Genomic DNA, 12,315 nt, shown 5'->3' on the forward strand with positions numbered 1-12,315 from the left:
TTAAGCACGCTGATTATAAGGTAATTTTGCCAATAATATTGCCATAGCACAGGTATTACTAATTCCTGCAAATAGCAATCCGGCTCCGACAAAGCCACTTAAAAATAGGAAGTTGGGAGAAACAAATACCCCTAATAAGGTTCCGATTAAAACCAATGACCCTGCGACAATTTGTACCTGGCGCATGATACTGATGGGAGCATTTTTATTAATAACTGTTGGATATCCCGCTTGTTTCCACGCATTTAATCCCCCCTGTAGGTGGATCACCTGTTCAAATCCTGCCCCCAATAATTTTTGAGCCGCTTGTCCACTACGGTTGCTGGTTTGACAATACAAAACAACGGATTTAGAGGGATCTAAGGGTACATTTGCGGGAGCAAAAGTGGATAAAGGAACTAGAATTGATCCGGCAATATATTCCCCGGCGTGTTCAGAAGGTTCTCGAACATCAATTAAAGTAATTTTGTCTTGATCTAGCCATTGTTTTAAGGTTTCGGAATCAATGGACTGTAAGCGATCGCTAAGAGATTTAACCATATTTTTAGAATTGATCAATTAAGTAATTTGAATTAACCTGATCTATTGTATTATACAACATTTTAATAGGATGTTTAAAATGAACTTCAAAAATCTTATCACTTTAATCTTTATTTCCACACTGTTGATTGGCGGGAACGGCTTCAGCAATTTTTTTGGGGTCGGGTAAATTTAAGTTATTCATCATGTTAATAAAACTGTCTCTATCATGACCCACAAAACGAGGATTAAATTGTTTTTCTTCTCCAATAGTAGAAACCGTTCTTCCCTTATAGTCATGACCGGGATAGACGGCGGTTTGATCGGGAAGGGTAAATAATTTTTGGGTAATATTATCGTAAAGTAACCCAGAATTTCCACTTTGAAAATCCGTGCGTCCACAGCCTCGAATTAATAAGGAATCCCCGGTTAAAATGCGATCGCCATTCACTAAATAAGCCACATGACTATCGGTATGTCCGCAAGTTGCGATCGCTTCAATTCTAACATCCCCAATCTCTAAGATTTCTCCATCTTTAATCCAGCGATCGGCACAATTAACAATAGCGTTTTCTGGAACAACTCCCAGACATTTAGTTAGTTCTCGCAATTTCCCAGTTCCAGTGATGTGATCGGCGTGAACATGGGTTTCCAAACAATAGCGCAAGGTCAGCCCCAACTCTTGCAACAGGGTGAAATCTCGTTCCACTTGTTCTAATACGGGATCGACTAAAACCGCCTCTTGAGTGGTTTCATCCGCCATTAGATAGGTATAGGTACTGGTTTCCGGGTCGAACAATTGGCGAAAGAGCATGGTTTTTCACCCCTTTAGGAATCAGGATTGATTATAAAATTATACTACCATATAGTTTTATCAAAAAGCAATTGAATGTTTTCTGACATTGCGGAATTTACGAGTCAAAAAATTCTGATAAATGAGAACATAATTCAATTCATTTTCCCTAAATCCAGTTTAGGAAAATCCCCCTTCTGATAAACAGCAATTTGTTCCGGCGTTTGCAAATCCATAAAATCCGCCAACTCACTATAGGTGACACATCGGACTTCTGGTTTCCCACAAACCGCCTCAGCAAAGCGAAACAGTGCCTTCTGGTAAGCCCCCTGATTCCAAGCCGAAAAGTGATGACCGATATTTACAGGCGCGCGGTTGCCAGAATAGTTACTCTGGAAGTATTTTAAATAAGTTTGAAAAGTATCTTCCTCGTAGTGCTTGGCATTACTAGAGTTAGGTTTCCCCTGGGAATGCAGATAGTAAAAGTTATAATCCATCGACAGAACATTTTTGCGGGTAATTGCCGTCGTTAGGGAAGCCAGGGGAAAATTCCAAATCCCATTTTCTGGTTTTGGCCAGTAATTCGCTGCTGCTACCTTGCTAGTATCATAGCGAAATCCTTCTTTCTTCAAGGTTTTGTATAAACCCGGACTCTGACCCAACTCAGGAGCGCGAAAACCTTGAATGGCACTGCGGTCAAAGTCAAAAGTACCCTTCAAACCATTAATTTTATAGGCATCAAAAATAAACTGATCAAAATATTCAAACTCTCGCTTCCAGTCCGTCTCACTCCAGCGACTCCCATCAAAGTGACCCACCGCATGGGAACCAATTTCATGACCCTCTTGGTATGCTTGATTTAACTGTTCTAGGCGGAGATTAATCTCTTGCTTAGTGCCACCCCAACCAATGGCAGACCGTCCCTGACCCTTTCCCCCAGGAGGTTTATAGAGGTTGCGTTTCTCATTATTCACAAAATAAACCCCACTAATAAAATAGGTAAAGTGAACCGGGATATTTTTTTTTGCCATACTTTGAGTAAAGTTGCGAGATTTTTTCCAGGCATCTAGGGAATAGGAACCATCAAAAGCTAGGAGAACAAACTGAGGAGGACGATCTGCGACAGGAGTAATTAGTCCTTTATCGCGTATTATTTTATACAAAAATTTAGAACTCCAGCGAGTTGACCCGCAAGCCTTGCCCCCGTCAGTTCCCTCACAGGTAGCGACAAGCTCTTGAGAAAAAGGGCCTAACGCCTCCTTTCCTTCTACGCAATAGCCCAAAATTCGATTCAGGCGACTACCATTGGGACAACGCCCCTCTCCATAGGCTTTGATAAATAAGGATTCAGGCCATTCCTGGGTATTACAAACTTGGCCACCATTCAAGTCCCGGCATTTTTGCAGCATTCCCTGGGTAAACGGCCCCAAAGCATTTTCACCGTTGGAATAGAAATAACCTCCTAAACTATTAACAGGTTTTTCTAGGATGGTTTTCGGGGTTTCGGAGACTTCTAAGTCAGGTATTTCGGTTGGTAAAACTAGCGAAAAAGGCTTTGCACACCCCCACAAGATCAAAGATGAACCGATATAAATGCAGGTTTGATAAAACCATTTTGACGTTTTTAACACGATGCTCAACTTCTACAAGAAACTACCAAATTCTATCTTATTTGTAGTAAGTCCTTCAGGGCGTAGAAGCGTTCACGCCTCACTACGAAGTGTTAAATTATTATTAAATTTTCTTTTTAATCACTATATGGTTATATAATCTACATTGCTTCGCAAGTCTGGAGAGAAACTGAACATTTCAGGAGGAAAGCAAATGCGGATCATGTTAATTCAGCCCAATTATCATTCCGGTGGGGCCGAAATTGCCGGAAATTGGCCCCCGAGTTGGGTTCCCTATGTCGGGGGGGCGTTGAAAACCGCCGGGTTTACCGACATTGAATTTGTCGATGCCATGACTAACTTTATTGAGGATGAAGAATTAGCGAAAATTCTTCAAGATCGTCAACCGGATGTGGTGCTGGCAACAGCTATTACTCCGATGATTTATAAGTCTCAAAATACTCTAAAAATTGTTAAACAAATTTGCCCGAATGCCAAGGCAATTATGGGGGGTGTTCACCCGACTTATATGTATCGGGAAGTATTAAGTGAAGCTCCTTGGGTTGATTATATTATTCGAGGGGAAGGGGAAGAAATAACCGTTAATTTATTAAAAGCGATCGCTAATGGTACGGATGAAATAGAACGTCACAATATATTAGGAATTGCCTTTTTAGATGGGGGTAAAGTTGTCGCAACTCCTGCCCATCCTCCTATTTCAGATTTAAACACGTTAACCCCAGATTGGAGTTTATTAGATTGGGATAAATATATTTATACTCCTCTGAATACTAGAGTTGCGGTTCCTAATTATTCCAGAGGTTGTCCGTTTCGCTGTCGCTTTTGTTCTCAATGGAAATTCTGGCGGAAATATCGCTCTCGTTCTCCGAAACATTTTGTTGATGAAATCGAAACTTTAGTTAAAGAATATCAGATCGGATTTTTTATTTTAGCCGATGAAGAACCCACAATTAATAAATCTCGATTTGTGGCTTTATGCCAGGAATTAATAGATCGGAATTTAGGAGTTCATTGGGGAATTAATACCCGGGTTACGGATATCCTCAGAGATGAGAAAGAATTACCGTTATATCGCCAAGCCGGATTAGTTCATGTGTCTTTAGGAACGGAAGCCGCGGCTCAATTAAACCTAAATTTATTTAGAAAAGAAACCACCATTGCCGATAATAAAAAAGCGGTTCAATTATTGCGAGAAAATCGAATTCTGGCGGAGGTTCAGTTTATTATGGGACTGCCCAATGAAACCCCAGAAACAATTTTAGAAACCTATCGGATGGCGCGGGATTGGAAAGCGGATATGACCAATTGGAATATGTACACTCCTTGGCCGTTTTCTGAACTGTTTCAAGATTTAGAAGATCGAGTGGAAATTCGCGATTATTCCCATTATAATTTTGTGACTCCAATTATTAAACCCGATAATATGACCAGGGAAGATGTTCTTAAAGGAGTGCTGCAAAATTATGCTCGGTTTTATGCTTGGAAATTTCTGGAATATTGGTTAGAAAAAGATCCATTTAAACGCCGTTATTTACTCGGTTGTTTATGGGCATTTGTCAAAACAACCTGGAATAAACGATTCTATAATTTAAAACGGGTGAAACAAAAAGGATTCCATACAGAGGTTGAGTTTGGCTTTGATGAATCCAAGATTTTGACCCCGGAACAGATGACAAAATCTCAACAGAAAAATTCGGCAGATATTGACTTTTTAGGAACAATTTCTGCCTGTGGCGCGGCTAATGATTTATCTGCTTGCGAAAGTTATCCTAAAATTCAACAAAAATATGATACGATTCAGGTGGCTATCATTGAAGATAATGAGGAAACCCGCCTGAACTTAAGAAAGAATCTGCGATCGCAACCCGGAATCGAAGTCGCCAGCGAAGCTACCAATGCCGAAACGGGCTTGGTGTTACTAGAATCGATTGATGTTGATGTGGCGGTTGTCGATAGCACCCTACCCGATATGAATTTGGTCAAGTTTATCCGCATGGTGAGGAAAGTTCAGGCGGGTTCCTATGTGATTCCATCCAAGATTTTAGTTTTGGCGATGCCTGACCAAGAATCAATATTATCAGAGGCTTTATCGGCAGGAGCAAATGGGTTTTGCTTGAAAGATGCACCGATTGAAAAATTGGCAAATGCGGTGCAAATGATCCATAATCAGGGGAGTTATCAAGATCCGGTAATTGCCCATTCAATTTTAACACCAATAACCCCAGGATAAATTTTGATTTTAATGTGAACTAAGGAAATGGATTAATTTATGGTATTTCTTTAGTAAAGGAGAGCAAAATAGGTGAATATTTAATCTAAAATTTTCACAGGGAGGGGAGGGTTTACAAAAATTTATGTTATCCTACAATCAACCGAGATTCCCCCGCATCGATTTATCAAACATTATTAGATTGAGGATATTTTCATGACATCTCAAGTCGCAACTTCGCCGGAAAATGAACCAAAATTAAGCGGTTTAACAGTTGCGTTTTTCAGTATTATCCATTTGTTGGCTTTATTAGCACCTTGGTTTTTTTCTTGGTCAGCGTTAGGAATTACTATATTTCTACACTGGTTTTTTGGCAGTATCGGAATTTGTTTAGGCTACCATCGTTTATTAAGTCATCGCAGCCTGAAGGTTCCCCAATGGTTGGAATATGTGATTACCTTAATTGGTGTCTGTGCCTTACAAGGAGGGCCGATTTTTTGGATCGCTGGACATCGTTTGCACCATGCCCATACCGAACATGAAGATAAAGATCCCTACTCTGCAAAACGGGGATTTTGGTGGAGTCACATGATGTGGATTTTCTATCCTCGTCCATCCTTTTTTGATGCTGAACATTACAAACGATTTGCCCCGGATTTAGCGCGAGATCCCTTTTATTGTTGGTTAGATCGCTATCATTTGTTAATGCAAATTCCCGTGGCTTTACTGCTTTATGTGATCGGCGGTTGGTCATGGGTGATTTATGGGGTATTTGTCCGGGCTGTGGTCTTGTGGCACAGTACCTGGTTGATTAATTCGGTCACCCATATGTGGGGATACCGCACCTTTGACACCGATGATAATTCTCGGAATCTTTGGTGGGCGGCGATTTTCACCTACGGGGAAGGCTGGCATAATAACCATCACGCCTATCCGAATGTTGCGAAAGCCGGACTCAAATGGTGGGAACTTGATATGACTTGGTGGTCAATTTGGGTTTTAAAAACCTTGGGTCTGGCCCAGAAAGTGGTGATGCCCCCGACTCAACGGGTGACGCAAGCTTAAGTAAGAATAAAGAATAAAAAACCCGCCCCCGAAAACAGTGATCGGATGGGCGGGTTTTTTCTGGTGATCTGGGGAAAACGGGTTAGGCTGCGATCGCTTCTTCGTAAACCATAAAGCTCTTTTTGCTTACGCCACAAATCGGACAAGACCAATCTTCGGGAATGGCTTCAAAGGGGGTTCCCGGGGCAATACCAGAATCAGGATCACCGACCACGGGATCGTAAATCATGGAACATTGGCGACAAATCCATTTTTGGGTTTGAGGATCGGAACTGGCAGCTTTGGGGGTCGCATCCTCACCGTGTAGTGTGTTCAGGGCTTCTGTATATTGGTTGGCGTGATGATGTTCAATCGGAACTAACAGGCCAAAGTTCGAGGCGGCTTTGCGGAAGATTCCGGCGTGTTCCCTGGACTCAGCCTCTTGTTCTTCAAATTCACTCACTGCCTGCTCATCCCGGTCTACTCGGGCTTGGGCTGCAAATTCGGGGTACATGGTGGTGTATTCGTAGGTTTCCCCTTCAATGGCTAACTCCAAACACCGAGCCGCGATTTTTTTCTTTTCTTCGTCGGATAGGGCATCGGGGTCAGTAACCACTAATTCAGGATGCAGGAGGCGGAAATGGGCGAAGGCGTGTTCTGTTTCTTGATTGGCGGTTTCCCGAAACAGTTTGGACAAATCCCCCAGCCCGAGTTTTTTTGTTACTTCTGCGAAAAATAGATATTTACGGTTGGCCATCGATTCCCCACCGAAGGCGGCTTCTATATTTTGGGCGGTTTTTGCGTTGGATAAGTCCATGGTGTCTCCTCTTGTTGATCTCGTCATATCTAAGAATAATTCTTAGTTTTAATTTTGTCAAGGGTAAGAATAAAATTGATGTAAAGTTCAGTAACTTAAAATAAATGTTATGATCTGTAAAGGAAGATTCAATACAGCAAGCTATGGAAGGTCAGAACAGAACCACAGAGATCAGCCAACAGATGAAACAGAAGGGGTTACGCATTACCCCCCAAAGGTTTGCAGTTTATGCGAACCTCTTGTCCCGTTATGATCATCCGACGGTGGATGATATTCTCACCGAGATTAACCGGGAACTGCCTATCGCTTCCAAAGCTAGTGTTTATAGTGCTTTGACGGTTCTGCGATCGGTGGGATTAGTCCGAGAGGTGCTACTGGATGAAGGGGTAACTCGCTATGATGCCAAGGTGGAACCCCATCACCATTTTGTTTGTGAGTGTTGTGGTCAAATTCAGGATTTAGAGTGGGATGTCCTGGGTGATTTGCCGATTCACCCCTTACCCCCGGGGTTTCGGGTGAATGCCTATGAAATCACGGTTAAGGGCTGTTGCGATCGCTGTAATTAATTACGAATGGGGAATGGGATGAATCCTTTCTGCTGATCTGCTACGGAGTTATGAAATTGCCGAAACTGGCATTCTGATCGGAACACCTGTTAGAATAGGGGAAATGTTACGAAACGTAACTTATGTTGATTCCTATTCTAATAATTGATGTGGCTCTGGTTGCTTGGTCATTACATCTGATGAAGCAAGCCGTCGAGTACAAAGAATTCTCCTTCATGCTGGCTGGGATATTGGTGGCCCTTTCAGCAGCAGCTATGGGGTTAGTTTACTTCCTGATGGGATCTTGTATTGATCACATCGCCCAAATGTCTCAACACGCTTATTCTTACTTTTAGTGGTCATTGGGGGTGACGGATACCTTCCCTCCGACACTCCTAAAAAAAGTTTTCCATACTACTTGACAAAGCACCCGTTAAACAACTATATTAGAACATTGCAAGGGGTTATAGCTCAGTTGGTAGAGCACCGCAATGGCATTGCGGGGGTCAGCGGTTCGAGCCCGCTTAGCTCCATATTATTGTGATCAAACAAACTCAATCCCATACAATCGGGTAATTTTCCCTTGTGATTACTCACAAGGAAAAAAATATCTGAAAAAAGCTTGCATGATCTAGGCGATTGTGCTAGATTTATAAATTGTCGGACGCATAGCTCAGTTGGTTAGAGCACCACGTTGACATCGTGGGGGTCGGTGGTTCGAGTCCACTTGTGTCCATTTATTCATTATCCTTGGGAATATTCAATCTAAAAATTTAATTATTTAATTGTTGCTCACATCCCCCAAAACTGAAAATTCACTAGCACAGATTCTAAAATTTGTCAAGTTGATATTTCAGAAATTTTATAGGGATGAAAGAGCTAATTATTTTGTCCCTTTGGAGAGGTTTTCTCCCCGCCGGAGAAGATTTCTATTTTCTTCAATCCCTACATATAATGGGAAGTAAGTAAAAAAACTTTAGGAACGGCTGGGAGCGGTGAGAATTATAAACTTAGATAATCTAATTAAGGGAAGGTTTTCGATTAAACTTGTAATAACTAGCCTGATTAACATTAGGCTCAAGTAACAGTTTAAAATTCAAGTAAATTTTAACTTCATTAGTCTAAATAATTTGTACTCATTCGTAGAGAACCGAACTAGCCGTTTTAAAATTGTCGCCTTAAATTGGGGGTTAGCAAATATATTTTGAGATCATTAGATGGCTCACTTAGTACCTATTCGAGAAAAGCTAATTTAAATCTATATAATAGAACTCAAAAAAGTAAAATTATGGCTTCACAACATCAAGTTAAACAATATTTAGCCCACTGGTTTCAGTTAGGTAAAAAAGTATGGATTCGCAATGGTGCAGAATCGCGTTTACCTCAACCTGTAGTTCAAGGAGAAAGATATAGTCGAGAGTTTGAGGACTGTTGGAAAGAAATCCTCTCTGCTGAATCTGGAGAATGCTATTTAGACGGAACAGAGCAAACCATTGAAACCCTACTCTCCTCAGCATGGGAAATCGAATCCTGTGGGCGCTGTTCCCTACTTGTTCCGATAAAAACCGCCGGAATGCCTGCCACTTGCTGTCCTTGCTTTGATTTACCCACCTGGCCGAATCTGGACGCGCCCTTACCTCGTCTTCCAGTGAGTACCCGTCTATATTTATTAAATATTTGTAACCGACTGGAGCCAACTACAGAAACAGAAAGTAACGAAGAAAAATGCGATCTTTGATGTAATTAAACTGTCATAATTATTAGGGAAACCAATCCCAAACCAATATTTATCAACCCAGATTATTTTCTTTTAATCCTTGATAATATTTGACAGCTTCTGATGGAGATAAAATTTCTGCATCTTCTTCATCTTCCATCATTTTACCTAAGAAGTAATTTTCTAAAATTTCTTCGATTTTCTCAAACTCAGCAATCGGATTTTGATTTTCATCAACAATATAATTTTTGTGAATTTCTTGCATAATCAGAGGAGATTGATTGAGTAGGGTATTTTATAAATAATAGCATAAAATACTAAATTGAACTCAGGATCTGATTAATCACTCGTTCCACATCTTTAACCAGTAGCCCTGCTTCTGTTAACGTGATTTGTTGTTGAGGGGATTTAAAGTTATTTTCATCAATTAACTCAGGATAGAGAAACTTACTTCTGTACCCATTCTTTTCTAAGCGAATAATTAAAGCCGCAATCAGTTTAAGATTCACTGAATTAGATAAATGTTTTTTACAGAATGCTAAAAACATTCTTAACTTCGTTTCATGATTAAGCGGAACGCTACTTTTATAATGAACAATCACAGCAACAGCAATAGATTCCAACCCATGATAAGTTAGAAAACCGATAACTTCTTGGGTATTAATTGACAAAGATTGATGTTGCTTGGCAGTTTGAATATATCGTTGTGCAATTTCAATATAAGCGTCTTTTTGCTTCATAAACTGTTACCCCATTTTTGAATAATTTCTGATAATAACTGGATTGGGCTAAAAATTGTTCATAATTAATATTATTCAAAATTGGAATCAGTAAATACTCTAGTAAAAAATCAGCTAAGATTTCTGATAATACCTCTGTGATTTCAGCATCTTGTTGAAAATCTCCCAAACTCAACACTTGTAATACTTCTCGTTCTTTCTTTTGCAAGACTAAATTTTGGTCAGCAATTTTTTCATAATCTTGATATAAATCTTCAATCACAATTAAATCCAAACCTTCTAACTGCTCTAATTTGTCCTGAGCTTGATGAATACTATTAAAAATAAATTGATAAAAGCCTAAAAAATCCTCTCCATAGACTGAAATGTCTTGAGTTACCGATTTAAGGCTTGTAATTACCTGTTCTTGATCGATGACGGTCATCTCATCTATCCTCTTTCAAATTCAGCAGAGTTAGCGATCGCACTATCTAAACCTTACTATTATATCATATTCTGTTTTAAATCTTCTAATGATAATGACAGATTCAATGCCTCTGCTATTTGCTCATCGCTTAAGCCAAACTTTCTTAATTTATCAATGGTTTCAGTTTGAGTTTCATCTGAACTAACGGAAGAAGGAACAGGACAAATGTTAATAGAAGCTATACTTACAGTATTATTATTGCGAGTGTTTTTATTACCTAAAGTTATATTGACATTTATTTGTCGTTCTAAAACCGATTCAAGATTACTTTTTTTTACTTGTTCCCCAAAAACATCTGATAACATTTGCAAAAGTTCGTGACTGACTTTTTTAACGTGCTTTTCACTATAACCGTAAGTTTCAGCAACATCAGCATATTTTTGACGATTAAGTATTCCCCTAACAATTTTTCCTTGCAAGTTGTTGAGATGTTTACCTGTCTTGGTATACACAGATTCATCAACGAATTGCAATATCTGAGGAACTTCCATAAGTAAAAATATAAAATTGCTATTGTGAGTATACCCAACTTTTAGCAACTTTTACCAACTTTTTCAACCTTTCTTAATCAATTTGAGAAAATCCCTACTTTTCCCAACTTTTTCGGCTGTTGAGTTTTGGGTGAGTCAGTTAGTATAGTCAGCAAGCTAGATAAAAAATAACGAGGTTATTGTTATGGCTCTTAAAAAGACTTTATACTGCCGGTCTTGCGAATGTAAAACCTTGCATGAAGAAATAAGTTATACTGAAGCAGCAGAATATGCGCGTGAGAAAAACATTATTATGAAAGGGTTTACCTTATTTCTCGATCATTATCCTTTCGCTAAGGTTACAATGAGGACTTTAGCAGGTGTTGAGACGATCATGCAATGCAATTCCTGTGGTTGTATTCGTAGTGCAGATGATTCGGCTGGTTAATCTTCTATGGAATCTCATAATAGTCCATGTTAAATAATAGTAGCGATCGCTCTTTTTCAATTATTGACTGAACCGACAAACCACAATAATAAAATATTAGTATCAATTATACACCGATATTTGTAACCCTGACAAGATCACATCCACAAATTAGCAGGATTGTCTTGATCTTCATCCCACTTAGCCGGATTATTAATAATATATTCCTGAATCTTGACTAATGCCTGTTCATCTCGAATAATATGATCATAAAATCGGGGTTGCCATGCAAAATTATCATAACCATTTTTACGACACCAACGGGTTACAGAAGATTTATAAGCCTTGTAAGGAACCTGGTTTTAACGGGGCAAATTTGTTAGATTCATCAGCTTTTTGTAGAGACGTGCCACGGCGCGTCTCTCCATGTTCTTCGTTATGCGATCGCTCAATTACAATAATCCCATGTAAATGATTAGGCATGATAATATAAGCATCTAGGGAAACATCCTGAAAATGACTCGGAATCTCTGACCAAAATTTAGTCGCAATTTCACCAATAGCAGAAAATTGAATATTACCGGAAACGATATCACCAAAAAACCACAGTTTATCCTTTGTGCAAATAGTGACAAAATACCAGCCATTGGCAGCATAATTATGATGAGGTAATCGTGTAGATTCAATCCGATATTTATTTTTATATAATGTCATATTTGTCTATCCTATATTTATTCTTATCCCACATCACGGTCATATTTCCCAAACCCCGTAGAGACGTGCCACGGCGCGTCTCTCTAATGAAATTGATGTTTATATCAGATCTGGGCTATATTTCCTAAACCTCGTAGAGACGTGCCACGGCGCGTCTCTCTACTACTGAAATTAATGTTTATATTCAGATCAGGGTTGTGTTTACTAGACCTCGTAGAGACGC

15 protein-coding genes and 2 tRNA genes are annotated in these 12,315 nt (G+C 39.6%); 8 read left to right on the forward strand and 9 right to left on the reverse strand.

Annotated elements, in window-relative coordinates; all coding sequences use genetic code 11:
* The 3 genes from AC2D3N_RS00535 to AC2D3N_RS00545 all read right to left on the reverse strand — a co-directional run bounded on the left by AC2D3N_RS00535 (window position 1) and on the right by AC2D3N_RS00545 (window position 2,943).
* The gene (locus tag AC2D3N_RS00535; RefSeq protein WP_079680271.1) at window positions 1-540 is read right to left on the reverse strand and encodes a rhodanese-like domain-containing protein; all 540 of its coding nucleotides are present in this window, start codon (window positions 538-540) and stop codon (window positions 1-3) included.
* A 103-nt stretch (window positions 541-643) separates the two neighbouring features.
* Window positions 644-1,333, reverse strand: coding sequence for an MBL fold metallo-hydrolase (locus tag AC2D3N_RS00540; protein WP_484692458.1), 690 nt, complete (start codon window positions 1,331-1,333; stop codon window positions 644-646).
* A 134-nt stretch (window positions 1,334-1,467) separates the two neighbouring features.
* Window positions 1,468-2,943, reverse strand: coding sequence for a polysaccharide deacetylase family protein (locus AC2D3N_RS00545; protein ID WP_484692459.1), 1,476 nt, complete (start codon window positions 2,941-2,943; stop codon window positions 1,468-1,470).
* Between the two features lie 193 nt (window positions 2,944-3,136).
* On the opposite strand from AC2D3N_RS00545, the gene bchE reads away from it, so the two are divergent.
* Together bchE and AC2D3N_RS00555 are read left to right on the forward strand one after the other, a co-directional pair.
* Window positions 3,137-5,173 (forward strand): magnesium-protoporphyrin IX monomethyl ester anaerobic oxidative cyclase, encoded by a 2,037-nt coding sequence (gene bchE / locus AC2D3N_RS00550; protein ID WP_484692460.1) that lies wholly within the window; start codon window positions 3,137-3,139, stop codon window positions 5,171-5,173.
* 195 nt (window positions 5,174-5,368) lie between these two features.
* Window positions 5,369-6,217, forward strand: coding sequence for an acyl-CoA desaturase (locus tag AC2D3N_RS00555; protein WP_079680267.1), 849 nt, complete (start codon window positions 5,369-5,371; stop codon window positions 6,215-6,217).
* An 82-nt stretch (window positions 6,218-6,299) separates the two neighbouring features.
* On the opposite strand, the gene AC2D3N_RS00560 is transcribed toward AC2D3N_RS00555, so the two are convergent.
* Entirely contained in the window at window positions 6,300-7,013 is a 714-nt protein-coding gene (locus AC2D3N_RS00560; protein WP_484692461.1) for a rubrerythrin family protein, read from the reverse strand.
* 143 nt (window positions 7,014-7,156) lie between these two features.
* On the opposite strand from AC2D3N_RS00560, the gene AC2D3N_RS00565 reads away from it, so the two are divergent.
* The 5 genes from AC2D3N_RS00565 (at window position 7,157) to AC2D3N_RS00585 (ending at window position 9,296) form a co-directional block, all read left to right on the forward strand.
* Window positions 7,157-7,579: a Fur family transcriptional regulator gene (locus AC2D3N_RS00565; protein ID WP_079680265.1), complete on the forward strand. Its 423-nt coding sequence runs from the start codon at window positions 7,157-7,159 to the stop codon at window positions 7,577-7,579.
* Between the two features lie 122 nt (window positions 7,580-7,701).
* Window positions 7,702-7,914: a hypothetical protein gene (locus tag AC2D3N_RS00570; protein WP_079680264.1), complete on the forward strand. Its 213-nt coding sequence runs from the start codon at window positions 7,702-7,704 to the stop codon at window positions 7,912-7,914.
* 104 nt (window positions 7,915-8,018) lie between these two features.
* Window positions 8,019-8,091, forward strand: a tRNA-Ala gene (locus AC2D3N_RS00575).
* A gap of 129 nt (window positions 8,092-8,220) precedes the next feature.
* Window positions 8,221-8,294, forward strand: a tRNA-Val gene (locus AC2D3N_RS00580).
* 552 nt (window positions 8,295-8,846) lie between these two features.
* A complete protein-coding gene (locus tag AC2D3N_RS00585; RefSeq protein ID WP_079680392.1) occupies window positions 8,847-9,296 on the forward strand; it encodes a hypothetical protein in 450 nt (149 codons plus the stop codon).
* Window positions 9,297-9,348: 52 nt separating this feature from the next.
* Here AC2D3N_RS00585 and AC2D3N_RS00590 read toward each other — a convergent pair whose 3' ends face one another.
* From AC2D3N_RS00590 to AC2D3N_RS00605, 4 genes are read right to left on the reverse strand one after another with little or no spacing between them, the layout of a single operon-like run.
* Window positions 9,349-9,540: a hypothetical protein gene (locus AC2D3N_RS00590; RefSeq protein WP_079680387.1), complete on the reverse strand. Its 192-nt coding sequence runs from the start codon at window positions 9,538-9,540 to the stop codon at window positions 9,349-9,351.
* Between the two features lie 52 nt (window positions 9,541-9,592).
* A complete protein-coding gene (locus AC2D3N_RS00595) occupies window positions 9,593-10,015 on the reverse strand; it encodes a hypothetical protein (protein WP_079680386.1) in 423 nt (140 codons plus the stop codon).
* Complete coding sequence (locus tag AC2D3N_RS00600; RefSeq protein WP_079680385.1) at window positions 9,990-10,439, reverse strand: hypothetical protein; 450 nt, start codon at window positions 10,437-10,439, stop codon at window positions 9,990-9,992. The genes AC2D3N_RS00595 and AC2D3N_RS00600 overlap by 26 nt, the downstream gene beginning before the upstream one ends.
* Window positions 10,440-10,498: 59 nt before the next feature.
* Complete coding sequence (locus AC2D3N_RS00605) at window positions 10,499-10,972, reverse strand: helix-turn-helix domain-containing protein (protein ID WP_484692462.1); 474 nt, start codon at window positions 10,970-10,972, stop codon at window positions 10,499-10,501.
* Window positions 10,973-11,156: 184 nt separating this feature from the next.
* Between AC2D3N_RS00605 and AC2D3N_RS00610 the strand changes: the two genes are divergently transcribed.
* The gene (locus AC2D3N_RS00610; RefSeq protein WP_484692463.1) at window positions 11,157-11,399 is read left to right on the forward strand and encodes a hypothetical protein; all 243 of its coding nucleotides are present in this window, start codon (window positions 11,157-11,159) and stop codon (window positions 11,397-11,399) included.
* A gap of 315 nt (window positions 11,400-11,714) precedes the next feature.
* On the opposite strand, the gene AC2D3N_RS00615 is transcribed toward AC2D3N_RS00610, so the two are convergent.
* Window positions 11,715-12,092, reverse strand: a complete 378-nt coding sequence (locus AC2D3N_RS00615; RefSeq protein WP_484692464.1) for a transposase — start codon at window positions 12,090-12,092, stop codon at window positions 11,715-11,717.
* Between the last annotated feature and the right edge of the window lie 223 nt (window positions 12,093-12,315).

The sequence above is a fragment of the Planktothrix sp. PLAVEN19ND genome, from assembly GCF_057220675.1.

Excerpts from the sequence above, each read along its gene's own strand:
- AC2D3N_RS00535 (WP_079680271.1), bottom strand. The coding sequence starts at position 540 with ATGGTTAAATCTCTTAGCGATCGCTTACAGTCCATTGATTCCGAAACC.
- AC2D3N_RS00540 (WP_484692458.1), bottom strand. The coding sequence starts at position 1,333 with ATGCTCTTTCGCCAATTGTTCGACCCGGAAACCAGTACCTATACCTAT.
- bchE (WP_484692460.1), top strand. The coding sequence starts at position 3,137 with ATGCGGATCATGTTAATTCAGCCCAATTATCATTCCGGTGGGGCCGAA.
- AC2D3N_RS00555 (WP_079680267.1), top strand. The coding sequence starts at position 5,369 with ATGACATCTCAAGTCGCAACTTCGCCGGAAAATGAACCAAAATTAAGC.
- AC2D3N_RS00560 (WP_484692461.1), bottom strand. The coding sequence starts at position 7,013 with ATGGACTTATCCAACGCAAAAACCGCCCAAAATATAGAAGCCGCCTTC.
- AC2D3N_RS00565 (WP_079680265.1), top strand. The coding sequence starts at position 7,157 with ATGGAAGGTCAGAACAGAACCACAGAGATCAGCCAACAGATGAAACAG.
- AC2D3N_RS00570 (WP_079680264.1), top strand. The coding sequence starts at position 7,702 with ATGTTGATTCCTATTCTAATAATTGATGTGGCTCTGGTTGCTTGGTCA.
- AC2D3N_RS00585 (WP_079680392.1), top strand. The coding sequence starts at position 8,847 with ATGGCTTCACAACATCAAGTTAAACAATATTTAGCCCACTGGTTTCAG.
- AC2D3N_RS00590 (WP_079680387.1), bottom strand. The coding sequence starts at position 9,540 with ATGCAAGAAATTCACAAAAATTATATTGTTGATGAAAATCAAAATCCG.
- AC2D3N_RS00595 (WP_079680386.1), bottom strand. The coding sequence starts at position 10,015 with ATGAAGCAAAAAGACGCTTATATTGAAATTGCACAACGATATATTCAA.
- AC2D3N_RS00600 (WP_079680385.1), bottom strand. The coding sequence starts at position 10,439 with ATGACCGTCATCGATCAAGAACAGGTAATTACAAGCCTTAAATCGGTA.
- AC2D3N_RS00605 (WP_484692462.1), bottom strand. The coding sequence starts at position 10,972 with ATGGAAGTTCCTCAGATATTGCAATTCGTTGATGAATCTGTGTATACC.
- AC2D3N_RS00610 (WP_484692463.1), top strand. The coding sequence starts at position 11,157 with ATGGCTCTTAAAAAGACTTTATACTGCCGGTCTTGCGAATGTAAAACC.
- AC2D3N_RS00615 (WP_484692464.1), bottom strand. The coding sequence starts at position 12,092 with ATGACATTATATAAAAATAAATATCGGATTGAATCTACACGATTACCT.